Origin of the sequence: Mycobacteroides sp. H003 (genome assembly GCF_001440135.1) — a bacterium.
Classification (GTDB): domain Bacteria; phylum Actinomycetota; class Actinomycetes; order Mycobacteriales; family Mycobacteriaceae; genus Mycobacterium; species Mycobacterium gwanakae.
The window spans coordinates 441,649-465,020 of sequence record NZ_LJYL01000034.1; the positions used below are offsets into that span (position 1 = coordinate 441,649).

The 23,372-nt window shown below is 64.9% G+C and carries 27 protein-coding genes, 1 tRNA gene and 1 pseudogene; 12 read left to right on the forward strand and 17 right to left on the reverse strand.

Features of this window, described 5'->3' with window-relative positions:
* Nucleotides 1-95: 95 nt before the first annotated feature.
* Together AOT87_RS22275 and AOT87_RS22280 are read left to right on the forward strand one after the other, a co-directional pair.
* Complete coding sequence (locus AOT87_RS22275) at nt 96-1,040, forward strand: serine protease (RefSeq protein ID WP_057967410.1); 945 nt, start codon at nt 96-98, stop codon at nt 1,038-1,040.
* Nucleotides 1,041-1,084: 44 nt separating this feature from the next.
* Nucleotides 1,085-1,327 carry a hypothetical protein gene (locus AOT87_RS22280; RefSeq protein WP_057964819.1) on the forward strand — a complete coding sequence of 81 codons (243 nt, stop codon included), beginning with the start codon at nt 1,085-1,087 and terminating at the stop codon, nt 1,325-1,327.
* Between the two features lie 16 nt (nt 1,328-1,343).
* On the opposite strand, the gene AOT87_RS22285 is transcribed toward AOT87_RS22280, so the two are convergent.
* The gene (locus AOT87_RS22285) at nt 1,344-1,595 is read right to left on the reverse strand and encodes a hypothetical protein (RefSeq protein ID WP_234795775.1); all 252 of its coding nucleotides are present in this window, start codon (nt 1,593-1,595) and stop codon (nt 1,344-1,346) included.
* Between the two features lie 175 nt (nt 1,596-1,770).
* Here AOT87_RS22285 and AOT87_RS22290 point away from each other — a divergent pair, with 175 nt between their 5' ends.
* The 3 genes from AOT87_RS22290 to AOT87_RS22300 are packed head-to-tail and all read left to right on the forward strand — an operon-like array spanning nt 1,771 to nt 3,463.
* A complete protein-coding gene (locus AOT87_RS22290) occupies nt 1,771-2,238 on the forward strand; it encodes a PadR family transcriptional regulator (RefSeq protein WP_057967409.1) in 468 nt (155 codons plus the stop codon).
* Complete coding sequence (locus AOT87_RS22295; protein WP_057967408.1) at nt 2,235-2,609, forward strand: 2TM domain-containing protein; 375 nt, start codon at nt 2,235-2,237, stop codon at nt 2,607-2,609. Before AOT87_RS22290 ends, AOT87_RS22295 begins: the two co-directional genes overlap by 4 nt.
* Nucleotides 2,606-3,463 (forward strand): metal-dependent hydrolase, encoded by an 858-nt coding sequence (locus tag AOT87_RS22300; RefSeq protein WP_057967407.1) that lies wholly within the window; start codon nt 2,606-2,608, stop codon nt 3,461-3,463. Before AOT87_RS22295 ends, AOT87_RS22300 begins: the two co-directional genes overlap by 4 nt.
* A gap of 76 nt (nt 3,464-3,539) precedes the next feature.
* On the opposite strand, the gene AOT87_RS22305 is transcribed toward AOT87_RS22300, so the two are convergent.
* Nucleotides 3,540-3,622 (reverse strand) — tRNA-Tyr (locus AOT87_RS22305).
* 90 nt (nt 3,623-3,712) lie between these two features.
* Here AOT87_RS22305 and AOT87_RS22310 point away from each other — a divergent pair.
* On the forward strand, nt 3,713-4,204 hold the full coding sequence (locus tag AOT87_RS22310; RefSeq protein WP_030096586.1) for a YajQ family cyclic di-GMP-binding protein: 492 nt from the start codon (nt 3,713-3,715) through the stop codon (nt 4,202-4,204).
* Between the two features lie 12 nt (nt 4,205-4,216).
* Nucleotides 4,217-4,864 carry a LysE family translocator gene (locus AOT87_RS22315; protein WP_057967884.1) on the forward strand — a complete coding sequence of 216 codons (648 nt, stop codon included), beginning with the start codon at nt 4,217-4,219 and terminating at the stop codon, nt 4,862-4,864.
* Here the strand turns inward: AOT87_RS22315 and AOT87_RS22320 are convergent.
* Entirely contained in the window at nt 4,861-5,910 is a 1,050-nt protein-coding gene (locus tag AOT87_RS22320; RefSeq protein WP_057967883.1) for a TIGR03617 family F420-dependent LLM class oxidoreductase, read from the reverse strand. The genes AOT87_RS22315 and AOT87_RS22320 overlap by 4 nt on opposite strands.
* A 34-nt stretch (nt 5,911-5,944) precedes the next feature.
* On the opposite strand from AOT87_RS22320, the gene AOT87_RS22325 reads away from it, so the two are divergent.
* A complete protein-coding gene (locus AOT87_RS22325) occupies nt 5,945-6,967 on the forward strand; it encodes an NAD(P)H-dependent glycerol-3-phosphate dehydrogenase (protein ID WP_030096583.1) in 1,023 nt (340 codons plus the stop codon).
* Here the strand turns inward: AOT87_RS22325 and AOT87_RS22330 are convergent, their stop codons facing one another.
* From AOT87_RS22330 to AOT87_RS22360, 7 genes are all read right to left on the reverse strand, one after another.
* The gene (locus AOT87_RS22330; RefSeq protein WP_057967882.1) at nt 6,968-7,780 is read right to left on the reverse strand and encodes an RsiV family protein; all 813 of its coding nucleotides are present in this window, start codon (nt 7,778-7,780) and stop codon (nt 6,968-6,970) included.
* A 20-nt stretch (nt 7,781-7,800) separates the two neighbouring features.
* Nucleotides 7,801-8,292 carry a hypothetical protein gene (locus AOT87_RS22335; protein WP_057967909.1) on the reverse strand — a complete coding sequence of 164 codons (492 nt, stop codon included), beginning with the start codon at nt 8,290-8,292 and terminating at the stop codon, nt 7,801-7,803.
* A gap of 37 nt (nt 8,293-8,329) precedes the next feature.
* Nucleotides 8,330-9,397 (reverse strand): ferredoxin--NADP reductase, encoded by a 1,068-nt coding sequence (locus tag AOT87_RS22340; RefSeq protein WP_057967881.1) that lies wholly within the window; start codon nt 9,395-9,397, stop codon nt 8,330-8,332.
* Between the two features lie 9 nt (nt 9,398-9,406).
* Complete coding sequence (locus tag AOT87_RS22345) at nt 9,407-10,270, reverse strand: SDR family NAD(P)-dependent oxidoreductase (protein ID WP_030096579.1); 864 nt, start codon at nt 10,268-10,270, stop codon at nt 9,407-9,409.
* Nucleotides 10,271-10,303: 33 nt separating this feature from the next.
* Nucleotides 10,304-11,908, reverse strand: coding sequence for an NAD(P)/FAD-dependent oxidoreductase (locus tag AOT87_RS22350; RefSeq protein ID WP_057967880.1), 1,605 nt, complete (start codon nt 11,906-11,908; stop codon nt 10,304-10,306).
* Nucleotides 11,909-12,001: 93 nt separating this feature from the next.
* Nucleotides 12,002-12,985 (reverse strand): diiron oxygenase, encoded by a 984-nt coding sequence (locus AOT87_RS22355; protein WP_030096577.1) that lies wholly within the window; start codon nt 12,983-12,985, stop codon nt 12,002-12,004.
* A 91-nt stretch (nt 12,986-13,076) separates the two neighbouring features.
* On the reverse strand, nt 13,077-14,060 hold the full coding sequence (locus AOT87_RS22360; RefSeq protein ID WP_046254740.1) for a diiron oxygenase: 984 nt from the start codon (nt 14,058-14,060) through the stop codon (nt 13,077-13,079).
* Nucleotides 14,061-14,179: 119 nt separating this feature from the next.
* On the opposite strand from AOT87_RS22360, the gene AOT87_RS22365 reads away from it, so the two are divergent.
* On the forward strand, nt 14,180-14,545 hold the full coding sequence (locus tag AOT87_RS22365; protein ID WP_030096575.1) for a DUF4873 domain-containing protein: 366 nt from the start codon (nt 14,180-14,182) through the stop codon (nt 14,543-14,545).
* 12 nt (nt 14,546-14,557) lie between these two features.
* Here AOT87_RS22365 and AOT87_RS22370 read toward each other — a convergent pair whose 3' ends face one another.
* The gene (locus tag AOT87_RS22370; protein ID WP_057967879.1) at nt 14,558-15,157 is read right to left on the reverse strand and encodes a TetR/AcrR family transcriptional regulator; all 600 of its coding nucleotides are present in this window, start codon (nt 15,155-15,157) and stop codon (nt 14,558-14,560) included.
* A gap of 49 nt (nt 15,158-15,206) precedes the next feature.
* On the opposite strand from AOT87_RS22370, the gene AOT87_RS22375 reads away from it, so the two are divergent.
* Nucleotides 15,207-15,647, forward strand: coding sequence for a PaaI family thioesterase (locus AOT87_RS22375; RefSeq protein WP_057964825.1), 441 nt, complete (start codon nt 15,207-15,209; stop codon nt 15,645-15,647).
* Nucleotides 15,647-16,198: a TIGR03086 family metal-binding protein gene (locus tag AOT87_RS22380; RefSeq protein WP_057967878.1), complete on the forward strand. Its 552-nt coding sequence runs from the start codon at nt 15,647-15,649 to the stop codon at nt 16,196-16,198. Before AOT87_RS22375 ends, AOT87_RS22380 begins: the two co-directional genes overlap by 1 nt.
* Here AOT87_RS22380 and htpX read toward each other — a convergent pair.
* Nucleotides 16,195-17,067: a zinc metalloprotease HtpX gene (gene htpX, locus AOT87_RS22385; protein ID WP_030096571.1), complete on the reverse strand. Its 873-nt coding sequence runs from the start codon at nt 17,065-17,067 to the stop codon at nt 16,195-16,197. The genes AOT87_RS22380 and htpX overlap by 4 nt on opposite strands.
* Before the next feature lie 67 nt (nt 17,068-17,134).
* On the reverse strand, nt 17,135-18,139 hold the full coding sequence (locus AOT87_RS22390) for a polyprenyl synthetase family protein (protein ID WP_346425393.1): 1,005 nt from the start codon (nt 18,137-18,139) through the stop codon (nt 17,135-17,137).
* 20 nt (nt 18,140-18,159) lie between these two features.
* Here AOT87_RS22390 and menJ point away from each other — a divergent pair, with 20 nt between their 5' ends.
* The gene (gene menJ, locus AOT87_RS22395; protein ID WP_057967907.1) at nt 18,160-19,389 is read left to right on the forward strand and encodes a menaquinone reductase; all 1,230 of its coding nucleotides are present in this window, start codon (nt 18,160-18,162) and stop codon (nt 19,387-19,389) included.
* 13 nt (nt 19,390-19,402) lie between these two features.
* On the opposite strand, the gene AOT87_RS22400 is transcribed toward menJ, so the two are convergent.
* The 4 genes and pseudogenes from AOT87_RS22400 to menD all read right to left on the reverse strand — a co-directional run bounded on the left by AOT87_RS22400 (nt 19,403) and on the right by menD (nt 23,369).
* Entirely contained in the window at nt 19,403-20,086 is a 684-nt protein-coding gene (locus AOT87_RS22400) for a demethylmenaquinone methyltransferase (RefSeq protein WP_030096568.1), read from the reverse strand.
* A gap of 19 nt (nt 20,087-20,105) precedes the next feature.
* On the reverse strand, nt 20,106-21,248 hold the full coding sequence (locus tag AOT87_RS22405; protein ID WP_057967877.1) for a glycosyltransferase family 1 protein: 1,143 nt from the start codon (nt 21,246-21,248) through the stop codon (nt 20,106-20,108).
* Nucleotides 21,249-21,309: 61 nt separating this feature from the next.
* Nucleotides 21,310-21,735 (reverse strand): annotated as a pseudogene (locus AOT87_RS22410) (DUF3592 domain-containing protein); the annotation flags it as partial.
* Between the two features lie 11 nt (nt 21,736-21,746).
* Nucleotides 21,747-23,369, reverse strand: a complete 1,623-nt coding sequence (gene menD / locus AOT87_RS22415) for a 2-succinyl-5-enolpyruvyl-6-hydroxy-3-cyclohexene-1-carboxylic-acid synthase (protein ID WP_057967876.1) — start codon at nt 23,367-23,369, stop codon at nt 21,747-21,749.
* Nucleotides 23,370-23,372: the final 3 nt, after the last annotated feature.

Below are 23,372 nucleotides of genomic sequence, written 5' to 3' on the forward strand. Positions count from 1 at the left end.
AGATCGAGTACCGCACTACGCATGAATCAAGCTCCGGTACCGAACAGGATGAATACGTCCTAGCTCGAACTCACACCCTATGCAGGGAGACAAAAATGGCCACCGCAGTCAAGTCGACGAATCACAAGCCGTCCGAGACCGAGTACGAAATTTCAGGGGCCGCCGGTGCGGCTGCTGTCACCGAACACGAATTGCCGTCGGCGCGAGCGGGCGACGCCGACGCCGAAACCACCAACGCCGCAACACAAGCACACGGTGAATCCACAGTCAGTGAACTGGGTTCCGTCGACGGGTTGAGCACCGACGAGTCGGAACTCGCGCCATTGGACGCCATTCTGGGTAGTTACCCCGAGTTGGCCAACAGTGCCGAGGTCATCATCGGTACCGATGATCGCGTTCGGGTCGGCAACACCACCACGTTCCCCTGGCGCGCAATCTGCCACCTGATCATCACCTCCGCCAACAACCGCACCTATGTCGGAACGGGCTGGCTGATCGCTCCCCGCACCGTGATGACGGCCGGGCACTGCGTCTACATGCATGCCGATGGCGGCTGGGTGCGCTCGATCCAGGTGATCCCGGGGCGCAATGCCGGTGTCCGACCGTTCGGCACGCACGTGGGTACCGCCTTCCGCAGCGTCACCGGCTGGACCCAGAACCAGAATCGCGACAACGACTATGGCGCAATCATCCTGCCGGCGTCGTCACGTCCGGGCGATCAGACGGGATACTTCGGTTTCGCCACTCGCAATGACGATTTCCTGAAGGCTGCGGCGCTGAACCTGTCCGGGTATCCCGGCGAGAAGAACGGTGAGCAGTGGTTCATGGCGCAACGCACCAAGTCGGTCTCCGACCGCGTCATCACCTATGACATCGACACCACGGGCGGTCAGAGCGGTTCACCGGTGTGGGTGTTGCAGAACGGCAACCGTTACGGCGTCGGCATTCACACCAATGGCGCCAACTCGGGCAACTCCGCCACCCGGATCAACAGCGCCGTCTTCAACAACATGTCGACGTGGAAGAGTGGCGGTATGTGACAAGGCTTTTCAGGTAATCGGAGAATCCGGACACAGGAGGATACGTGGTCGGCATCTCGTTTCGAGACTCCGCCGGGCGCCCGATGGCCGGTGCTGTGATCAGCATCGACTCGGCGCCCGGCGAGGTCCACGATATTGCCATGGTGGCCGACGATTGGGGCGAGGTGGTCATCTCCGCACCGGTGGCTGGTGACTATCGATTTCTTGTGTCGCACACCGGGAAGACCTTTCATGCCACGGCCCATATCGCCGAGGGACAAGATCAGCTCACGGTGACCGCTGGCTAGACCGTCCCGGCGCCGATCAGTACGACGTCTCGCGCGATGTCGCACGCGTGGCCGGGTAGCAACCGTGCAGGCCGCTGATGAGGCGATGCGCCTCGTCAAGTTCCTTGCGCATGGCACGCAAGCGCCGATGATGGCGTGGGGCAGCAAGATTCGCGTGGCGGTCGATCTGCCGCTCGGCCTTGTCGATCTGTTGCGACACGTAGTTCACATGCTCATACAGCGACCGCAGCAGGACCCGAGCCTGCGCCACCGCCGCGTCTTCAGCCATGCGGGCATGGTCGCACCAATTTCCCCACTCTTCGCGCTGGCACGGGGCTGATCCGGAAATGAACCACAACAGATGTAGTGCCTCCCTGGCGAACCACTCACCGAGCCATTGACTTCGTAATAGTTTCGATATTACTTTCGTAATAGTTTCGTAGGCGCGGAGAGGAGGCACGGTCATGGCACGTTTCTTCCGTCATGGCGAGCTGCCCCTCGTGCTCCTGGCGCTGCTGGCGCAGCGGCCCATGCACGGTTATGAACTGATGTCCGAACTATCACGGCTGTTCGGTGCCGGTGGCTACCAACCATCGCCCGGCACCGTGTATCCCGCAGTCGAAGCACTGGCCGCCGAAGGCCTCCTGACCGGCCAGACACGCGAGGGCCGGACGGTCTACCGCGCGTCAGCCGAGGGCCAGCGGGCACTGACCAGCAGAGCTGACGTGCTGGCAGGCGTGGAGCTGCGCACCGGCGCACGGTTCGGCCGCGGCGACTCATTCGAGAAGATCCTCGCCCGGTTCTCCGCGCGGATCATGCCGTCGGCAGGCCGGGTGGATCCCACCGCAGTGGAGAAGATCCTCGATCAGGCCGCCCTGGAGATTACTGGCCTTGCCCGAGTTGACGATCGCAGGAGAGGAGCCAAGCAGTGAGCGATGACGCCTTTGAACGAGCAGTGGAACGTGCCGAACGCCGGGCCGACGAGGAACAGCGACGGATCGATCGAAAACGCCGGGCATGGATCGGGCAGATGAATCGAACTGCCTTCCGGATCCACGCCAGCACCTACGCCGCTGTGCAGGTCCTGCTCGTGGCGATCTGGGCGCTTACCTGGCAGTTCGACCATGGCACGGCATACCCGTGGTTCATCTATCCCCTCTTGGGCTGGGGAATCGCCCTCATCGCCCACTACGTCGTCGCCAGCTCCATCTGGCGTCATCATCCCGACACCGACCCAGAGCCCTGGCCTGCCGAGGGCGTCAATCGAGCCACCCGTGAAACACCCACCCAGGAGCCGCTATGAACACCCCTGTTGACGAAGCCGCCCGGCCCATCAAGACAAGGCGTATCACGTTCCGGTATCCGACCGGTTCATTGAATCGCCACTACGTGCAGGGCGATCTGGTGATGAGCCACATCATCGCGATGCTGTCGGCAGTGTTCCCGGAGGGAGAGGACTACTTCATCCGGTCCGTCAAACACTTCTCTGACCAGATCACCGACCCCGTGCTGAAAAAGCAGGTGGCCGGGTTCATCGGTCAGGAGGTGACACATGGGCGCGAGCACCGCGAACTCAACGAGCGACTGCAGCAGATGGGTTATCCGACGGGCATCGTCGACCGGCTGACCAAGCGAGGGATGAGTCTCTACACGCGGTACCTGCCGCCTCGATTCAACCTCGCCATGACGGCGGCCCTGGAGCATTACACCGCGACGCTCGCCGAGACCCTGCTGACCGATCAGCGCGCGCAAGATCTGCTGGGCGAGGGCGAGGTCCGCTCGATGCTCCTCTGGCACGCGCTGGAGGAGTCCGAACATCGCGCCGTGGCCTTCGACGTCTATCGAACGGTCGGGGGCACCGAGCGCATGCGCGCGTGGGCGATGCGGCTGATCACGACGGTGTTCCTGTGCGGGACGCTCCTGGACACCCTGATGTCGCTGCTTCTCGACCGGGCGACGTACAACCCCGTCAGGTTGTTCAGAAGCATTGCCGAACTGCGGCATTCACCCTTCGTAACCCGGGACGTGCTCGCCCGCGTCAGGGCCTACAACCGGCCCGGTTTCCATCCGGATGAGTTCGACAACACCGACCTCGTGGAACGCTGGAACACCGAACTCTTCGGCGAGCAGGGACAGCTGGCCGGCCATCTGCGCTGAGCCGATACACCGGGCACAATCTGCGCATCCCCCTGAAAAACACCTCAGGCCCCCTCGAAAGGGGGCCTGAGTGCTGTGGCGGGTGCAGGATTCGAACCTGCGTAGGCGTAAGCCGACGGATTTACAGTCCGCTCCCATTGGCCGCTCGGGCAACCCGCCTTATCAGACGATGCAGGATACAACGATAGGGTCGTGCCAACGCAAACCGACTGGATACGGAACATACGAAGACCAGAAAGAGGAGCAGTCATGGCGGATTCATCGTTCGACATCGTGAGCAAGATCGACCGTCAGGAGGTCGACAATGCGCTCAATCAGGCGGCCAAGGAGCTGACCACACGATTCGACTTCCGTGGGACCGACACCACTATCGCCTGGAAAGGTGACGAGACCATCGAGCTGATCAGCTCCACCGAGGAGCGCCTGAAGGCAGCCGTGGACGTCTTCAAGGAAAAGCTGATCCGCCGGGATATCAGCATGAAGGCCTTCGATGCGGGCGACCCGCAGCCCAGCGGCAAGACCTACCGGCTCACCGGGACCCTCAAGCAGGGCATCGACACCGAGAACGCCAAGAAGATCAACAAGATCATCCGCGACGAGGGCCCCAAGGGTGTCAAGTCGCAGGTGCAGGGCGAAGAGATCCGGGTGTCGAGCAAGAAGCGTGATGATCTGCAGGCCGTCCAGGCACTGCTGAAGGGCTCGGACCTGGATATTGCCTTGCAGTTCGTGAACTACCGGTAGCAGGATCGGTCGATGATCCCCGCTGTCTCGCCGTCACACCTGATCGGCTTCGCGCTCGTCGCGTACGCCCTCATCGTGATTCCGGGACCGAGCGTGCTGTTTTCCGTTGGCCGTTCGCTCAGCGTGGGCCGCCGCGCGGGCCTGCTGAGCGTGCTGGGCAATACGGCGGGTACTGCGGTGTTCGTGGCGCCTGCGACAGCCGGACTGGGCGCCCTGCTGACCGCCTCCTCCTGGGCGCTGACGGCGGTGAAGCTGGTTGGCGCGGCCTATCTGATCTACCTTGGCGTACAGGCGATTCGGAACCGCAAGTCACTCAACGAGGCATTGAACGCAGACCGGCCTGCGGCAGGACAACGACACGTCTTCCGGCAGGGCTTCATTGTCGGCCTGACCAATCCGAAGACGGCGCTGTTCTTCGCCGCGGTGCTGCCGCAGTTCGCCGATCCTGCCGCGGGCTCGGTGCCGACCCAGATCTTCCTGTTCGGCATCGTGTTCATCGCGATAGCTCTTGTCTCGGACAGCCTGTGGGCACTGCTGGCCAGCACCGCGCGCAATTGGTTCGCCCGTTCACCCAAGCGCCTGGAGACCATGGGCGGTGCGGGCGGCTTCATGATTGTCGGCCTGGGGGCCGGGGTGGCGATCTCAGGTACCCACGCCTAGCGAGCCTCTGCGCAGGCGGTCAGCAGCGCTGCCAGCAGTGCACGATCGGGCCGGTACGGGGTGTTGAAACCCAACCGGTGCACCAGATCGCCGTAGCGGTCCCGCAATTGGCGCGCGCCCTGCGCGGGGTCGGTCACGGTGATCGCCGCGTTATCGACGAACTCGTCGTCGATCAGATTGGTCATCGCATCCCATTCGCCCTGTTTGGACAGCTCTTTGAGTTTCGGGCCAACCTCTGAGCGCCCGTGCAGCTCCAGGATCGGCCAGTAGGCGGGCGTGGACCCATAGAAGGCGAGCTGCTTGCGCACCGCCGCCCGCGCACCCGCCAGCTCGGTGTCGTCGCGCCCGATGATGATCATCGGCGAGTGGTGGATCTGAATGTCGGCGAGTGTCTTTCCGGACTTCTGCGCGCCACGTGCCAGCGTCGGCACGGTGATCTGCGCGAGGTAGTCGGGTGTACAGAACGGGTGCGACAGAAATCCGTCGGCCACCTCGCCCGCAACCTCGGTCATCCCGCTACCGACACCGGCCAGCCAGATCGGTGGCGGGCCAAAGGCGCTCACCTCGGCGGGATCAGGCATGAACATCGGCGTCATGAGGGTGTTCTGATAGAACTCGCCGCGATAGTCCAGACGCCCGCCTTCCTGCCACGACTGCCAGATGGCGCGCACCGCCAGCACCATGTCACGCATCCGCGCCGCGGGACTGCTCCACGGCATGCCGAACCTACGGGTGATGTGCGGTTTGATCTGCGTGCCGAGCCCGAGGATGAATCGCCCGCCCGAGTAGGCCTGCAGATCCCAGCCAATGTTGGCCAACAGCATCGGATTTCGCGCGAAGGCGACCGCGATGGAGGTCCCCAGGGTGACATCCCTGGTGTGCTCGGCGGCCAGCAGCAGCGGCAGAAACGGGTCGTGCGCGCCCTCGAATGTCCAGATACCCGCGTAGCCGGCCCCCTCGGCTTCGGCGGCATCGGCGGCCATGGTGGTCAGCCCGGTCGTGAGCGTCACATCGATCAACACCGCACTCATATTGCCGAAGTCCATATTCGTGGCGCATCGGGCCCATACCCTGGCGGGCATGGCAGCACTTCGTGAACCACAAGTCGTCGTCCTCGGGGGCGGATCCTGGGGCACCACGGTGGCCTCGATTGTGGCGCGCCGCAGCCCCACCCTGCAGTGGGCCCGTTCGCCGGAAACCGTCGCGGATATCAATGAACGGCACCGCAATTCACGCTATCTGAGCGACGAGGTCGAGCTGACCGAGAGCCTGCGCGCCACCTCGGATCTGCACGAGGCCATCGAGCAGGCCGACGTGGTGATCATGGGCGTTCCCTCACACAGCTTCCGCGAGGTACTGACCGAGATCGGGCAATCCTTACGTCCGTGGGTGCCGATCGTGTCGCTGGTCAAGGGTCTTGAGCAGGGCTCCCGAATGCGGATGTCACAGATCATCGAGGAAGTGCTGCCAGGACACCCGGCGGGCATCCTGGCCGGGCCCAACATCGCCAAGGAGGTGGCTCGCGGGTATGCGGCCGCTGGTGTGGTCGCGATGCCCGATCAGCACCAGGCAGCGCGCCTGGGCGAGCTGTTCCGCACGTCGCGCTTCCGCGTGTACAGCACCAACGATGTGGTGGGTGTGGAGATGGCGGGTGCACTCAAGAACGTCTTCGCCATCGCCAGCGGCATGGGGTATGCGATCGGCATCGGCGAGAACACCCGCGCCATGGTGATCGCGCGGGCACTGCGGGAAATGACCAAACTCGGTGTGGCCATGGGCGGTAACCCCGAGACGTTTCCCGGCCTGGCGGGCCTGGGCGACCTCATCGTCACCTGCACGAGTGCCAGCAGCCGCAACCGGCACGTGGGCGAGGAGATCGGCAAGGGCAAGACCATCGACGAGATCATCGAATCGATGAATCAGGTGGCCGAGGGCGTGAAGGCGTCCTCCGTGGTGATGACCCTTGCCGACGAGTACGGCATCCAGATGCCGATCGCCCGTGAGGTCGACGGGGTGATCAACCACGGCTCCACGGTGGAGCAGGCCTACCGCGGACTCATGGCGGCCACACCCGGCCACGAGGTGCACGGCACCGGGTTCTGATCAGGCGGGCAGGTACTCGGGCTTCACCACATCGCGCAGCTCGGATAGCGCCACCCGGCTCTGCATCGGCCCCTCGGCGTACGCGGCCACGCGGTATGGCTCGAAGGAGAACAGCAGCGCGTCGCCGTCCAGCGAAAGTTCTGTGAAATTGCCTGGCTCCGGAACTGTTCCGGTATCGACGAATTCGGTTCCCACACCGCCGAGCTGCGCGCGCAGATCGGCGCGGACCAGCGCGGCGATCTTGGGCAGAGCCGTCGCCGGGTCGATCACCAGCGACCCGATGGTGATGGGCTGTTTGGTGACGCGGTCGAAGGCCAGGGTGCGAAAAGCGAATCCCGGGTGATAGCCGCCGAGTGACTCGCTGATAGAGAACCGCACGCTGTCGGAGGGATGCACACCCTTGCCCTGATACGCCTCGAAGCTGACCTGCAGCGCCCACGGCTTGCCTTCGGGTGGGGCTCCCGCACGCTCGACGGACTTGCGGAAATTAGCGCGGATATCCGCCACCAGCTCGTCGGTCGCCTTCTGCAGCTCGGGGAAGGACGAATCCCACTGGACGGGGATGAGCAGGTGCTGGGTGGCCTGCGGGGTGACCTCGTCGATGACGCAGCCCTGAGCGGCATCCCAGCGACCGCCGTGTTTGGGGCAGGCGGGCTCGCCGGCGGGGTCAACGGCCGCGGTGGGGGTTGCCGCGGCGGAGGCCGACGCACTGGTGGATTCCTGCGCGGGGGCGTCCGTGGGTGCTTCTCCCCTATCGCAGCCGACAAGGACGATGCCGCACAGGACGGCGATCAGCAGGTTCCCAAGACGCATGCGACCAATCTAACCAGCGGCTAGGTGGTGTAGCTGCCGCCCGGACCCACCACGAAGCCGTTCTGCCAGCGGTTGTTGACACAGGTCAAGGTGCCGCCACCGTCCAGGCCGCAGCTGACCTCGCGGTAGCTCAGGCGATGCCCCGGCGCCAGGGGCTTGAAGACATCGCCGCCGAGGCCGTAGATCGGCCGGTCGGTGCTGGCGAAACCGGGGGCGTTACTGCCGCTGACGAGGTTCGCTCCATTGGGCGCCCCGGGCAGCGGGCCGCTGCAGCCATAGCTGGCATCGGCGCGCTTGATCATGCAGGAGATCCCACCGGGAATAGTGAAGCCGTATGCCGTGTCCGCCAAGACGCTGTACTCCAGCGGTGACACCGGAGTGAGGCCGTTGACGTTCGGAAGCCCGGACGGGTCAAGAGGATTCGGGGTGTCCGGGTCGGCGGACGCCACGCCCGCCAGCACGACGGCGGCAATCGCGCTGGTCACAGCGCCAAGGATCGGCAGGGTACGCATCCCGTGACCATATCCAAGATCGCGCACAATCTCGCGTCTACTGGTCAAAGACGATATCGACACTGTCGGTGACCGGAACGGCCTGACAGGCCAGCGTCAGCCCCATCGCCAGGTCGGCATCGACCAGGGTGTCGTTGCGGAGCATCCGCACCTCGCCGCGGCGCACCGTGCAGGCACACGCGCTGCAGGCACCCTCGCGGCATGAGTACGGCGCATCGAAGCCCTGGGCGAGCAGCACGTCGAGCAGCGGGGTGTTCCTGGGCCACTCGACGGTGACCTGTGTGCCGTCGAGTTCCACCGTCGCCTCCGCGGTGTCCCCGCCACCCTGCGGGACCACGATATCGGCGAACGGGTCGCCGGTCAGCGACTGGTAGAGCTCGACGTGAATGTGGCTGGCCGGCATCCCGACGGCCGACAACGCGGCGCGCGCCCCGTCCATGAACGGCGCCGGGCCACAGATGTAGGTGCCGTACCGGGTGTAGGCCTTGAACAACTCGGCCATGGCGTCACGGGTGGGCAATCCGCGCTCGGATTCGAGCCAGTGCACAACCCGCAGCCGGTCCGGGAACTCCACCATGATGTCGTCGATCTCGGCACCGAAGATGACGCTCTGCTCATCCCTGTTCGCATAGAACAAGTAGACCGTTCCGGCACCACCCAGCAGCACCGACTTGGCGATGGACAGCATGGGGGTGATGCCGCTACCGGCCGCGATCAGCAAGAAGTCGCCGTCCAGCGACCGCGGCACGAAAACCCCGGACGGGGTAAGCACGGTGAGGTGATCACCCACGACGACGTTGTCGCACAGCCAGTTCGACGCGTAACCGCCGTCCGTACGTTTGATGGTGACGACGAGGTCGTCATCGAGATGCGGTGAGCTGGACAGCGAGTAGCAGCGGGCCACCGATCCCGTTTGTTCACTGGGGATTTTCAGCGTGAGGAATTGACCCGGTCGATACCGGAAGGCATCGACGAGGGCATCGGGCACTTCGAACACCAGGGAAACCGCATCCCCTGTCTCCCTGATGATCTCGACGACCTCCAGTGAATGTACGTGGGGATTGCCAGTCACCTTAGGGGCATCCGGTGTGACGGTGTCTGTCATCGACGGCGCCTAGAGCTCGATACCGAAACGCGCCGCGATCTTCTTGCCCGGCCCGTACTTGCCGAGTCCGTAGAACGGCGCCATCAGATCCCCGTAACGCGGTCCGATGATGCGCGGTATGGCGTCGAACACCCGGGCATCGGGACCGATCAACACCCGGGGCCGATTCTTCTCGACACCCCGCAGAATGATCCGCGCCGCCGAGTCCGGCCGGGTGATCGCCGCGAGCTGGAAGCCCTTTCGGACGGTTTCCCGGTCGACTCCCTCCGGGATACCGCGCGCACTTGAGGCGATGTTGGTCTTGATCCCGCCGGGGTGCACACAGGTGACTCCGACGGGGTACTTGGCCGCCCGGATCTCCTGACGCAGCGCCTCGGTGAAGCCACGAACAGCGAATTTTGCTGCGTTATAGGCACTCTGAGACGGGATGCCCATGAATCCAAACACCGACGACACATTGACGATGTGGCCATCGCCCGATTCGATGAGATGCGGCAGAAAGGCCTTGGTGCCGTGCGCGACACCCCAGAAATTGATGTTCATCAACCAGTCGAAGTCATCCCATTCCATGTCTTTGACGTCGGCGGACAGTGCGACCCCGGCATTGTTGAACACCAGGTTGACCTGACCGAACTCGTTCTTGACGTCGGCCGCATGGGCGTACACGGCGGCCCGGTCGGCGACGTCGAGTTCAAAGGGGATGGCGGTCGCGCCGGCCTTCTCGCAACGCCCGGCGGTATCGGCCACGCCCGCGGTGTCGATATCCGAGAGCGCCAACCGCGCGCCGCGCTGGGCCAGATTCAAGGCCAGGCTGCGGCCGATACCCGAACCGGCACCGGTGATGACGGCGACCTTGTTGTCGAAGTTCTTCATGGTTTCTCGCTTCTGTTGGGCGGAAGTGGCGGCCTAGCGTGCGGACAGACTTGGCGAGGTCTGCCGGGGACCGTCCGCGAGGGGAATGGTCTTGCGCACAGCCGGGCGCACCACACCTTCGAACTCATACTCGGTGGGATCGACTTTTCTTGTCTGCGACCAGTATTCGAAGGTGAATCCGGACCACAACGTCCGGTTCTTGCCATGCTCGTCCAGGTACCAGCTCTGGCAACCGCCGTTGTTCCAGACTGAGCCCTGCAGCTTGCGCTGAACCTCGGCGTTGAACCGGTCCTGGGCCTCGCGGGTAGGCACAATCGCCTGGGCGTAGGCCTCATCAACGTGTTTGATGGCCTCGGTGACGTAGTGGATCTGCGACTCGATCATGAACACGATCGAGTTGTGGCCCAGGCCGGTGTTGGGGCCCAGGAGGAAGAACAGGTTGGGCATGCCGGCGATCGTGATGCCGCGATGAGCGGTGACACCCTCTGCCGACCAACGGTCGCCAAGATCCTCGCCGTTCTGGCCCTTCAGATCCAGGTACTTGTACGAGTCGGTGACGTGGAAGCCGGTGCCGAAGATGATGGCGTCGACCTTGCGTTCGATTCCGTCGCTGGTGACCACACCGTCCGCGGTCACCCGCGTGATGGACTCGGTGACCAATTCCGTCTTCGGGTTCTCGATCGCCTTGTAGTACGTGGCCGAGCCCAGCAGGCGTTTGCAGCCGGCCCGGTAATCCGGTGTCACCTTCCGGCGCACGTCCGGATCCGAGATCTGGCTCTTGATGTACGCACGGCCCAGCAGCTCAACGCCTTTCAGCAGGGCCGGGCGCCGGTTCATCGCGTATGCGCCCGCCTCGGCGCCGAAATACATGCCGCTGCGGAACAACGCCCGCAGCCCCGGGATGCTCGCGAACGCCCGCTTGGCCGCCGGCCCGAATTCGACATTGCTGCGCGGCAATACCCACGGCGGCGTGCGCTGGAAGAGTTTCAGCTCGCCGACCTTGCCGACGATCTCGGGGACGAACTGAATGGCGCTGGCACCCGTACCGATGACGGCGACCTTCTTGCCGGTGAGGTCGAAGTCGTGGTTCCACTGCGCGGAATGAAAGACCGGCCCCTCGAAACCCTCGAGGCCATCGATCTCCGGGATGCTCGGAATGTGCAGGGCGCCGACCCCCGAGATGAGGAACTGGCAGATGTACTCCTGCCCACTCTCGGTGAACACATGCCAGCGGTACTCACTCTCATCCCAGTACCCGCGAGTGACGCGTGTGTTGAAGGTGACATGCCGGTACAAGCCGTACTTGGCGGCGACTTCCTTGAGATAGTCGAAGATCTCGGGCTGCCTGGAAAAGAGTTGATCCCAGTTCGACCGCGGCTCGAACGAGAACGAGTAGAGGTGCGTCGGCACATCGCATGCCGCACCGGGATAGGTGTTGTCGCGCCAGGTGCCACCCATTTCGCCAGCCTTTTCAAGGATGCGGAACGGCACCCCCATCTTCTGCAGCGCGATCGCGGCACCGATGCCCGAGAAGCCGGTGCCGACTATCAGCGCCCGGACCCGGATGGGATCGGCGGAGCCGCTGTCGATCACAGTGTCGGGCTGCTGTTCTTCGGACGGTGTGTCGGTGACAGTCATGTGGCGCAATCGCTTTCTGTTTTCGAAGGTGGACCCTTGGCACGGCAGAACTGGCTCATTGCCACCGGCAACGAGCCAGTTCTGCTCTCGCGCTTATCGCGACTTGATCTCGGCCAGGATGTCGTCTGGCATCGCCCGCGACATCCGCAACAGTCGCCCGGTGAATTTGCCGTCCAGGAAACCGATCTCGTGCATGAAGCGCATCAGCGGCTCCGAAACCCATGTCGCGTTCTCGCGGTAGTTCGGTGACGTCAAGAAGGCGTACAGGCCGCGCAGCGGATGAATCCCCACCGACCGGTATGCCTTCGGGTTGAAGAGCACCGGGTAGATACCGATTACCGCAAGGGCGAAAACCCCGCGATGGAATGCGTTGGACACCGGGCCTCGTTCAGCGATCTGACGCACCAATTCCTCACGCGCATAGGTGATATGCCGCGCCTCTTCGAGCACATGGATCTTCATCAGCTGACGCGCATGCGGCTGCACCGTCTCATCCATCATCGATTCGCGCTGCGCGCGGTCCAACACCTCTTCGACCAGCAAAAGCCCGCCCAGGCCCGACGGGCCCAGCGGCGCCAGTCCCAGAAGCCGGATGACGCGCGTCGCGAACTTGGGATAGGTGTACGGCTCGACGCCGAGCTTGTTCACGAGACGACCGAACATGGTGGAGTGCCGCGCTTCCTCGCTGACCTCGGTCAGCGCGTAACGGCCGTGATCGGTCGCTCCCCCGTTCTGCTCGACAACCTGCCGCCACAGCATGGCGCTGAGACCGGTCTCCACATAGATGCCGAAGCTGAGTACCGAGCCGAGCTCATGACGCGTCAGTTCGATGCGCTGTTCCTGAGTCAGCTTGTCCCACAGTTTGGTGCCATACAGCGACGTCCGCTGCGGAGTTGTCCAGTACAACCCAGGAACCACGGGGGCGTCCCAGTCGATGTCGACCTCACCGTCGTAGGCACGTTCCGCGGCCGAACGCAGCAGTCGCTGCGCCGTCTTCTGCCGATCGCCCACGGACTTGCCCCGCACCGACGAAGCGCCGGCCTCGTGAAGAGCCGTTGGTTGGTCGATGGTCGTCATTGATCCCACCCTCCAATTTTATACATTACTTTCAGTACCCGTTACTTTGAGTCTTAACGTTGCACCCTGGTTTGTCAATCCCCGAATGGGGTCATAAAAGGCCGCGACCTCCGAGAATCGACCGCGCGGCGCTGGTCGTGAACATTCCTGCGTCCTGGGCGATATCGAGGTATCGCCGCAACAACACCTGATTGCGGTGGCGACTGTTCTCGCTCCGCGCCGCCGCCCTGCGGCCGGCCCGCTCGGTCAGGCCCACGCTGCGGTACACCTGCGGACGCACGATCAGCGAGGTCGCCAAGACCGTCAACAGCGCAACCGAGATATCAGCCGGGGCAGCGGGCAGATACCGCCGGGCATCCACCGCGCGGTACAGCTCGTCCTCGGCGAACTCGAGCTGACGGCGGCCGACCAGCACGCAGATCTTTGCGACCTGCCGGACCACAGGCTGCGCCTGCTCGTCGGCCTCGAGCTCACTCATCAGCTGATGAATCAGCCTGTGCAGCAAGAGGATGAATCCGCGACCGAGAGGACCATGCGGAATGAGTGGCACGAAGAACCGCTGCAGTCGCTGCACGGCCATAGGCGCGGGCGCAAGCTCCAACCCCGTCTTGTTGATCAGCCGGCCGACCATGGTCGCGTTGCGGCTGATATCGCGAACGCTGGCCAACAGAAAGCGGGTGTAGTCATCGGCGAGCGTGTTGCCCTCGATGACATCCCGGAACATCAGTGACGCCAGCGCACCCTGCGCATCCACGACGAAACTCAGCAGACTGACCAGCTCCTGGCGCGCCAGTTCGTCACGCTGCTCCACCGACAGCGCACCCCACTCGGGGGTGCCGTAGAGCGACACCCGATGGGACGCCAGCCAATGCATCCCGGAGCTCAGCGGCGCATCCCAGTCGATGTCCAGTTCGGGGTCGTAGCTGAGCTCTGTGGCTTCGAAGAGCAATCGGCGCGCCGTCTTGAGCCGATCACCCACCCGGCGACGACGCGTAGGAACGCCACCGTCCACCGTGGTGGCCTGACTGAACTCGTAGTCGGTGTAGTTGATGTCTTTGTAACTACTGGACGTCACGTCGCTGCCCTCTGATCACCCAAGGTTTAGTACCCGTATTAAATAGTATCGGGTACTCTTTGTTACGTATATGCCAGCGAGCTTGCCGGGGCGGTATCCCGGTTGTCAAGAGGAGAGTCATGACCCTTCCCCGACAGGACGACACCAACAGCGTCTTCAGCCATAGCCCGCATGATGATTCGGACTACATCGGCGAGGCGACGGTGACCGTTCGCGGTGTCGAGGTACCGGTCCAGCTGGAGCTCAAGGGGTACAGCGAGCCGATCGACGGCATTTACCGATGGATCGGACGCATCAGGCCGAACGAACAACTGACCGCGATCGTCGGCGACGAGGCACGCGTGCATGCCACGATCCGCACCACCCACAGCGCGCGGGATGCCTTCATCGGCGACCCCGACCCGTGGAATCGGTATCGGGTGATCGGGAAGAGCACTCCGCCCTTCCACGTCGCTACCGATCTCTCGGAAGTCGAACCGGAATAAGGGTTTTCGCCCCTACTGCCGTCGAGCGCGAATCAGCGCCACGAGTTCGCGCTCAACCTCGCGCAGTGGCTGCACCGAGCGCGCCGCCCGCGCTTGCAGCAGCGCCCCCTCGATCGCGCTGACAATCAGCGACGCCACGCCGTCTGCGCCGTCGACCAGGCCCGAGTCCCGCAACGAACCCTCCAGCTGAGTCCGCATCCCCAGGAAGGCGTCGTGGGCCGCGGTCCGGATCTGCTCCTCCCCCGGACCCGCGAGCGCAGCCGCCGCATGAGGGCATCCGGTGTCGAAGTCGTGGGTCTGCAGCTGGTTTGTCCACCACTTGATGAATTTGGCGAGGACGTACTCGGTATCGCCACGCTCCCTTAGCGCGCCAAGGAACGCGTTGGCCTGCGCCGAGGCCTCCCTTTCGGCCTCGGCGATGAGCTCACCCTTGCCCTCCGGGAAGTGCTGATAAATGGAGTTCCGGGCCGCGCCGCTGCGTTTAAGCAGATCAGCGAGGCCGGTGCCATGCACCCCGCGTTCGCGCATCATCGCGATCGCGCTATCGATCAGCCGCTGCCGTGGACCCGGTGTCACCTCAGCCTCCTCATCCAAATGGACCGATCGGTCCATGCCCTGCTACCGTCGATATGGACCAATCAGTCTACGCGGAAGGTGCGGTATGACCATCGAAATCGAGAACCTGTCCGGACTCGAACTGCTGAAGAGCATGGGAGGAACGCCAGAGGCGACGCCACCCATTTCCCGGCTACTCGGGATGCAGCTGGAAGAAATCAGCTTCGGTTCCGTCGCATTCAGCGTGGTCACCCGGCCCGAGTTCGCCAATCCCCTCGGCACCCTGCACGGCGGAATCTGCGCGACGCTGCTCGACTCCGTCATGGGTTGCGCCGTGCACTCCACGCTGGAGGCTGGAATCGGTTACGGGACACTCGAACTCAAGGTCAACTATGTCCGTACCGTCGCCACCGACGGCGAGAAGCTGATCGCGACGGGCACGGTCTTGCACCCAGGGCGCAGGGTCGCGACCGCCGAGGGCAAGGTTGTCGACTCCCAGGGCCGGCTGGTGGCACACGGGACCACCACGGTGATGGTGTATCGCTGATGAGTGCCACCGAGGACTTTCTGCGGGCCTCGTCGGCCGTCGGAAAACTCGTCACCGCAATACTCCCGGAGCAGTGGGACGAGCCGACGCCGTGCGCCGAGTGGACTCTGCGCCAGCTGGTCAACCATCTGATCGACGTGAACTACTCGCTGTCCGAGCGCTTCGGCGGGCCCGGTGGCGGCGCCGACGATGATCCCGCCGCGGCGTATCAGCAGTCGGTCTTGGCATTGAGCGAGACGCTGACACGCCCCGGGGTGCTCGAGCAGACCTATCCCGGCCCATTCGCCCACACGACCGGAGACAACCAGCTTCGGATCCGGATGGCCGACCTGTTGACCCACGGCTGGGACCTGGCACAGTCCACCGGCGTTCCCGCGGACCTGCCCGCCGACCTCGTCGAGAATGCGCTGGGCCTAGTTGAGCAGCGTGCCGGAGCATTCGCACGGTCGGGGAAGTTCGGTACCCCACAGCCCGTCGCCCCGGATGCGCCCGTACTCGACCGGCTGGCCGCGCAGACCGGACGCACGGTCCGGTTGCCGTCGAGCCGTTAGAAGCGGGCCATATCCTCAAGGCGCGCAATACGATCGGCCATCGGTGGATGTGTCGAGAACAGCGATGCCACCCGGTCGCCGGCCCGGAACGGGTTGGCGATCATCAGGTGCGACTGGCTGGCCAGCTGCGGCTCCGGCGGCAACGGTGCGGCCTGCACCCCGCCGGAGATCTTGCGCAGGGCCGAGGCCAGGGCCAGCGGATCTCCGGTCAGTTCGGCGCCCGACTGGTCGGCCTGATACTCACGTGAACGGGACACCGCCATTTTCACCACCGTGGCAGCCACCGGCCCCAGCATCGAAACCAGGAAAAGGGCAAAGGGATTCGGGCGATCGTCGCCGCCACCACCGAAGAAGTTCATGAACATCGCCATATTGGCCAGCCCCGAGATGACGGCCGCAAGCGCACCCGCCACACTCGAGATCAGGATGTCGCGGTTGTAGACATGCGAGAGTTCGTGGCCCAGCACGGCACGCAACTCACGCTCAGAGAGCAGATCGATGATGCCCGTTGTGCAGCAGACCGCGGCATTACGCGGATTGCGGCCCGTCGCAAAGGCATTGGGCGCATTGGTGTCACTGATGTACAGCCTGGGCATCGGCTGGCGTGCCACGGTCGCCAGCTCCCGCACGATCCGGTACATCGCGGGCTGCTGCAGTTCCGTCACCGGCTGGGCGTGCATGGCACGCAACGCCAAGGTGTCGCTCTTGAAGTACACGTACGCATTCATGCCCACGGCAAACAGAACGGCCAGCAGCAGGATGCTCTTGCTGTGGAACAGCGAGCCGATGAACACGATCATCGCCGACATGCCGCCCAGCAGGAGCACTGTCTTCAGTCCGTTGGCGTGGCTCGGTCCTGCCGTCGACATGAGCTTCCCTTCCGTTTACTCGGTTCACCCAAGCTAACGAAGCAGGGCGCGCTCGGGTTCCGCGCGCTCAGCCGTGACGACGGACGGTGTATTCGATGAGCACGCCCAACGCGTCGCGGGCGGCACCCGCGGGCAGCTCGACCAGCTCGGCCTTGGCGCGATCGGCGTAGTCCAGTACCACCGACTTCGCCTGAACCAGCCCGTTCGATCCCCGCAGTAGCGTCAAAGCCTCTTCCACCTCGGCATCGTCGGTGATCGGCGCGGCCAGCAGGACACGCAGCCGATCGGCCTCCGGCCCGGTATCGCGCAGGGCGTACAGCATCGGCAGCGTGTGCACCCCCTCGCGCAGGTCGGTGCCAGGTGTCTTACCGGACTCGTCGGTGAGGCTCTCGATATCGATGATGTCGTCGGAGATCTGGAACGCGGTCCCGACGATGGCACCTAGACGGCTCAGCCGCTCGATCTGCTCGTCATCGCACCGGGAGGTCATGCCGCCGAAGCGTCCGGTCGCCGCGATCAGCGACCCGGTCTTCTCGTGGATCACCTTGAGGTAGTGCTCGGTCTCGTCACCGCCCTGCGGCACCCCGGCGGTCTCCCGCATCTGGCCCGTCACCAGTTCGGCGAAGGTCTCCGCGACGATCCGCACCGCGGTGGGCCCCAGCCGGGACACCAGCCGCGAGGCCGTGGCCAGCAGATAGTCCCCGGCGAGGATCGCGACGTTGTTACCCCAGCGAGCATTGGCGCTGGGCACGCCGCGACGCTTCTGCGCCTCGTCCATGACGTCGTCGTGGTACAGCGTGGCCAGGTGAATGAGCTCGCACACCGCGCCGGCGAGGATCACCTCGTCGTTGTCCGGATCGGGTCCGGTCTGGGCGGCGAGCACCGTGAACAGCGGGCGGAAGCGCTTACCGCCTGCGTGGAAAAGGTGCAGCACCGACTCCGTCAACAGCGGGTCCGACTGCCCAAGCTCGGTCACGATGAGGGTTTCGATCGCGGCCAAATCGTCGCGCACCTTCGCGGCGAATACGGGATCACCGAGGTCAACTCCGGCCACCGTGGTCGAGTTACTCACCGGTCCAACATACTGTGAAGGTGCAGACGTCAGCGGACCTGGTCGTCGTCGGTGCCGGACCAGCCGGATCGGCGGCCGCGGCGTGGGCGGCACGCTCCGGGCGTGAGGTGGTCCTGGTCGATTCGGCGGTGTTCCCCCGAGACAAGACCTGCGGTGACGGGCTGACCCCGCGCGCCGTCGAACAGCTGGAGCTGCTGGGGCTGAAACCATGGCTCGACGAGCACATCCGGTACCAGGGTCTGCGGCTGCATGGATTTGGCGGCGACATCGAAGTGCCCTGGCCCGGGCCATCTTTCGGCGGCACCGGCAGCGCGGTGCGCCGCACCGAATTGGACGACAAGATCCGGCAGGTGGCGGTGGATTCCGGGGCCAAGATGGCCCAATCCACCAAGGCGGTTGACGTCGAACGCGACTCGGCGGGCCGGGTCACCTCGGTACGGGTGCTCGACGACAGCGGCCCGGGCGAGATAGCCTGCAAGGCCGTCATCGTCGCCGACGGTGTGCGCTCCCCTCTGGGCAAGGTCCTCGGGCGCGAGTGGCACAAGGACACCGTGTATGCCGTCGCCGGTCGCGCGTACATCGAGTCGGCACGCGGCGACGAGGAATGGATGACCTCGCATCTGGAGCTGCGTTCACCCGAGGGCCAGGTGCTCCCCGGGTACGGCTGGATCTTCCCGCTGGGCGGCGGGCAGATCAACATAGGCGTCGGCGCACTCGCCACCTCCAAGCGCCCCGCTGATGCCGCGCTGCGTCCGCTCATCGAGTACTACACCGAGCTGCGGCGCGAAGACTTCGGGCTCAGTGGCCGCCTGCACTCCATCGCCTCGGCACTGCTGCCGATGGGCGGTGCGGTGTCCGGCGTCGCGGGCCCCAACTGGATGCTCATCGGCGACGCCGCCGCGTGCGTCAACCCGCTCAACGGCGAGGGCATCGATTACGGTCTGGAGACCGGTCATCTGGCCGCCGAGGTGCTCGACGCCCACGACTACGCACAGTTGTGGCCGGAGCTGCTCCGCGACCGGTATGGCCGGTCGTTCTCGATCGCGCGACGGCTCGCGGCGTTGCTGACCCTGCCGCGCTTCCTGCCCGTCATGGGTCCGGTCGGCATGCGCTCTCAGGTGCTGATGCGGGTCGCGGTGCGGCTCATGGGAAATCTGGTGACCGACGAAGACCATGACGCGGTAGCGCGCGCCTGGCGAGTGGCCGGTGGCGGCTCACGCCGCATCGATTCACGCCCGCCGTTCAGCTGATGGGAGCCTGTGGTCAGAGCGTGGCCACATGCAGGGCGACAATGCCGCCAGTGAGGTTGCGCCACCGCACATTCGACCATCCGGCCGAGATGATCTGCTGCGCCAGCGCCTCCTGATCGGGCCATGCCCGGATCGATTCGGCCAGATACACGTACGCGTCCGGATTACTGCTGACGGCGCGCGCCACCGAGGGCAGCGTCTTCATCAGGTACTCCATGTACAGCGTGCGGAAAGGCCGGTTGACCGGAGTCGAGAATTCACACACCGCAAGGCGGCCACCAGGTTTGGTGACGCGCGCCATCTCCCGCAGTCCCTCGACGTGATCGACGACGTTGCGCAGACCGAAGCTGATGGTGACCGCGTCGAACGAGTGATCCGCGAACGGTAGCCGCGTCGCATCTCCGGCCACCTTGGGCACAGTGCGATGCGCACCGGCCTTGAGCATGCCGACCGAGAAATCCGCCGCCACACACCAGGCGCCGGACTGGGTGAGCTCTGCCGTCGAGACCGCGGTGCCCGCGGCGATGTCGAGCACCTTGTCCCCTGGCTTCAGTTTCAGCGATTCGCGGGTGGCACGGCGCCAGGCGCGGTCACGACCGAAGGACAGCACGGTGTTGGTGATGTCGTATCGCTTGGCCACCGCATCGAACATGGACGCGACCTCGTGCGGGTCCTTTTCCAGGGTGGCGCGGTTCATACCGTGACGGTACAGCGCACTAGGCCGTCATGATGCCGCGGCCCAGCGTGGTGCCCGCCGCGGCGGCGTAGTGCTCAAGCAGCTCGTCGCAGATGGCGGGCCAGGTGCGTGACAGCACCCCCCGGCGGGCGGCCGCCGAGAATCGGCTGCGGGTCGCCGGCTGCACCAGATGATCGACGGCCATTCCCAGCCGCGCCTCGAAATCAGCCACCGGCAGCAGCATTCCGTTGCGTCCCGGGATCACCAGATCACGTGGTCCACCGGCATCCGGAGCGATGGCCGGGACCCCGCTGGCCAGCGCCTCCTGCACCGCCTGACAGAACGTTTCGTGCTCGCCCGGGTGAATGAAGACATCGAGGCTGGCGTATGCCCGCGACAGCGCCGACCCAGTCAGCTCTCCGGTGAAAATTGCTGTGGGCATCAGCTTTTCGAGTGCGTCTCGCTCCACGCCCCCGCCCACGATGACGAGCTGCAGGTCATCGCACTGAGCCAGCACCGCCAGGCGTTCCACATGTTTCTCGGGAGCCAGACGCCCGACAAACCCGATGATCGGCTTGCCCTCGGGCGACCAGGAGTGGCGCAGATCCTCATCACGCGCCGAGGGCGCGAAGCGTTCGATGTCGACACCGCGTGACCACCGAAACACTCGTGGTATTCCGTGCGCGGCAAGGTCTTCCATCGCAGAAGAAGACGGGGCCAAGGTGCGGTCGGCACGGCCGTGCAGATGCTTGGTCCAGCGCCAGGCGGCACGAGCGGCGAAACCGGCGCCATAGCTGTCGGCGAAACCCGCCACATCGGTCTGGTAGACCGCGACGGTGGGGATGTCCAGATGCTGGGCGGCACGCAACCCGCCGTATCCCAGGACGAAGGGTGAGGCCAGGTGCACCACGTCGGGCGCGAAATCACGAAGGATCCGCACCATGCGTGGCTGCGGCACGCCCAGCGGCAGGGTGCTCACCTTCGGAAACATGACGGCCGGCACCCGGTGCACGGGCACTCCGTCGTATTCGGTACCAGCGGGGGCCTGTCCACGGGGAGTGTCCGGTGCGATGACGACGGCCTCATGCCCGGTGCGGCGGAGGTGCTCCAGCACCCGCAGCACCGAGTTGGAAACTCCGTTGACGTTCGGCAAGAACGACTCGGCGACGATCGCGATGCGCACGTAGACAGCATGTCAGCGTCACCTGGCAGTTAGGTTGCCCCCAGGCATACGTCACGCAAACTTAAGCGTGAATGGGCGCCGCACTTCGCCGCTGTATCCATGCAAGCCCCAGCAGCACCGTTCCAGCGACCGCCCAGACCACGACGATGATGGACCCGGCCGGAACTATCGACAATGAGGCGTTACGCCCTTGTACGCGAACCAAATCCGGGTCGGATTTGTCGTATTCGACATATATGCGCATGCCCGGGCTGAGCTCGGACGGGTAGAGAACGCCCAATTCCGGCCGGTACGTGACTCGTTCGGGCGTGACGAACTCGATGGTGGATCGCCGCGGCCCGGCGCTGAGCACCTCGGCCAGCGCGACACCCATATCTCGTTCGATGGCCTTGTCGTTTCGCCAGGCGCCCGCGACCAGTAGCAGTGACTGCAGGGTCATCAGTCCCGCCAATATCAGCACCCCGATCCTGACCCTCCTGATGACACGGGAGCGTCGGTTCACAGGGCAGCCCTGATGGCGGCGTGCAGTTCACGCAGAGTGGAGCGGTCGGCCTTGACCTCCAGAACCCTGATGCCCCCGGCGGGTTCGTCCAGTGCGGGGCCGAGCTCCTCCACGGAGATGGATTGCGAATCGACATGGTAGGCCCGGCACAGGGCCGCGATGTCGACATCGTGCGGGGTTCCGAAGATGCGGGAGGACACGTCACCGAATCTCGGATCGCCCTGTTCCAGCAGTTCGAAGATGCCGCCGCCGTTGTCATTTGAGACCACGATGGTCAAGTTCTCGGGGCGCGGCTCGGTCGGGCCTATCAGCAGCCCCGAGCTGTCGTGCACGAAGGTGAGATCACCGATCAGGGCCACGGTACGACCCCCCTTATGCGCCAACGCCGCACCGATCGCGGTGGACACCGTGCCATCGATACCGGCGACCCCACGATTGGAACGCACCCGAACATCTCGGGCACCCCACGGGACCAGCGCGGCATCGCGTACCGGGTTGGAGGCGCCGAGCACCAGCTGGTCGCCGTCGCGCAATGACCCACATACCTTGGCCGCCACATGCAAACCGGTGGTCAGCGGATGAGTACCCAGCTGTACGCGCACCGCGTCGAGCGCCTTCTGGTGCGCGTGCGCGCACCGTTGCAACCACGCGGCATCCGGATTTCCGGACGTGACTGCCCGGGTTCCGGTGGCCTGGGAGTTGCCGGACACGTCGGGCCAGCGCGGGCCGGTGGTCAACGCGTATACCGGAATTCTATTGTCCGCCAACAATGATGACACCTGACGGTGCAGGGTCGGCCGTCCCAGCATGATCACCTGCTGCGGATGCAACAGGGTCAGCGCCAGTGGATGCACAGGGTTGTCGGGTTGGGGCGCAGTAGGTTCGGCCACCGTGGGCAACATCGACAGGTTGGGGTGCGCGGCCGCGCCATGCCCCGCGATCACCACGGTATCGGGGGTCAGGTCGATCTCGACGGGTTCGTCGAACGTCACGTCCGGGGTGTAGGTCCACGGCATCCCGCCGGGGCGGCCCGCGGGTATCGCGCCCCCGTCGCGATCGGGCACAAGTGGTTCGCGCAACGGAATGTCGAACTGCACCGGGCCGGCATTGGCAGTGCGGGATCCCTTGGCGGCAGCCAACACTCGACAAGTCGCCGAACGCCAGTGCGGGTTCTGCGCCTCAAGCTTCTCCGAGCCCTCCTCGGCCAGACCGATGCTGATCGCGGCGCGAACCTGGGTGCCGAAGTAGCCGAGCTGCTCCATTGTCTGATTGGCACCGGTGCCGAGCAGTTCGTAGGGGCGGTTGGCGGACAGCACGATCAGCGGAATGCGGGCGTAATTGGCCTCCACCACCGCGGGCCCCAGATTGGCTACTGCCGTGCCGGACGTCATCGCCACCGGCACCGGAGCGCCGCCGGCCGCCGCCAGACCGACCGCCAGGAAGCCCGCGGTGCGCTCGTCGATGCGCACATGCAGACGCAACCGGCCGGCCTTGTCCGCATCGTGCAATGCGAAGGCCAGGGGTGCGTTGCGCGACCCCGGACACAGCACGACATCGCGGACGCCGCCGCGGATCAGCTCGTCGACGACGGCATGGGCCTGTGCGGTCGACGGGTTCATGCC

Bases quoted from the DNA above. Each gene is read 5' to 3' on its own strand.
- AOT87_RS22275 (WP_057967410.1), top strand. From the start codon at position 96: ATGGCCACCGCAGTCAAGTCGACGAATCACAAGCCGTCCGAGACCGAG.
- AOT87_RS22285 (WP_234795775.1), bottom strand. From the start codon at position 1,595: ATGGCTGAAGACGCGGCGGTGGCGCAGGCTCGGGTCCTGCTGCGGTCG.
- AOT87_RS22290 (WP_057967409.1), top strand. From the start codon at position 1,771: ATGGCACGTTTCTTCCGTCATGGCGAGCTGCCCCTCGTGCTCCTGGCG.
- AOT87_RS22300 (WP_057967407.1), top strand. From the start codon at position 2,606: ATGAACACCCCTGTTGACGAAGCCGCCCGGCCCATCAAGACAAGGCGT.
- AOT87_RS22310 (WP_030096586.1), top strand. From the start codon at position 3,713: ATGGCGGATTCATCGTTCGACATCGTGAGCAAGATCGACCGTCAGGAG.
- AOT87_RS22315 (WP_057967884.1), top strand. From the start codon at position 4,217: ATGATCCCCGCTGTCTCGCCGTCACACCTGATCGGCTTCGCGCTCGTC.
- AOT87_RS22320 (WP_057967883.1), bottom strand. From the start codon at position 5,910: ATGGACTTCGGCAATATGAGTGCGGTGTTGATCGATGTGACGCTCACG.
- AOT87_RS22325 (WP_030096583.1), top strand. From the start codon at position 5,945: ATGGCAGCACTTCGTGAACCACAAGTCGTCGTCCTCGGGGGCGGATCC.
- AOT87_RS22330 (WP_057967882.1), bottom strand. From the start codon at position 7,780: ATGCGTCTTGGGAACCTGCTGATCGCCGTCCTGTGCGGCATCGTCCTT.
- AOT87_RS22335 (WP_057967909.1), bottom strand. From the start codon at position 8,292: ATGCGTACCCTGCCGATCCTTGGCGCTGTGACCAGCGCGATTGCCGCC.
- AOT87_RS22340 (WP_057967881.1), bottom strand. From the start codon at position 9,397: ATGACAGACACCGTCACACCGGATGCCCCTAAGGTGACTGGCAATCCC.
- AOT87_RS22345 (WP_030096579.1), bottom strand. From the start codon at position 10,270: ATGAAGAACTTCGACAACAAGGTCGCCGTCATCACCGGTGCCGGTTCG.
- AOT87_RS22350 (WP_057967880.1), bottom strand. From the start codon at position 11,908: ATGACTGTCACCGACACACCGTCCGAAGAACAGCAGCCCGACACTGTG.
- AOT87_RS22355 (WP_030096577.1), bottom strand. From the start codon at position 12,985: ATGACGACCATCGACCAACCAACGGCTCTTCACGAGGCCGGCGCTTCG.
- AOT87_RS22365 (WP_030096575.1), top strand. From the start codon at position 14,180: ATGACCCTTCCCCGACAGGACGACACCAACAGCGTCTTCAGCCATAGC.
- AOT87_RS22370 (WP_057967879.1), bottom strand. From the start codon at position 15,157: ATGGACCGATCGGTCCATTTGGATGAGGAGGCTGAGGTGACACCGGGT.
- AOT87_RS22375 (WP_057964825.1), top strand. From the start codon at position 15,207: ATGACCATCGAAATCGAGAACCTGTCCGGACTCGAACTGCTGAAGAGC.
- AOT87_RS22380 (WP_057967878.1), top strand. From the start codon at position 15,647: ATGAGTGCCACCGAGGACTTTCTGCGGGCCTCGTCGGCCGTCGGAAAA.
- htpX (WP_030096571.1), bottom strand. From the start codon at position 17,067: ATGTCGACGGCAGGACCGAGCCACGCCAACGGACTGAAGACAGTGCTC.
- AOT87_RS22400 (WP_030096568.1), bottom strand. From the start codon at position 20,086: ATGAACCGCGCCACCCTGGAAAAGGACCCGCACGAGGTCGCGTCCATG.
- menD (WP_057967876.1), bottom strand. From the start codon at position 23,369: ATGAACCCGTCGACCGCACAGGCCCATGCCGTCGTCGACGAGCTGATC.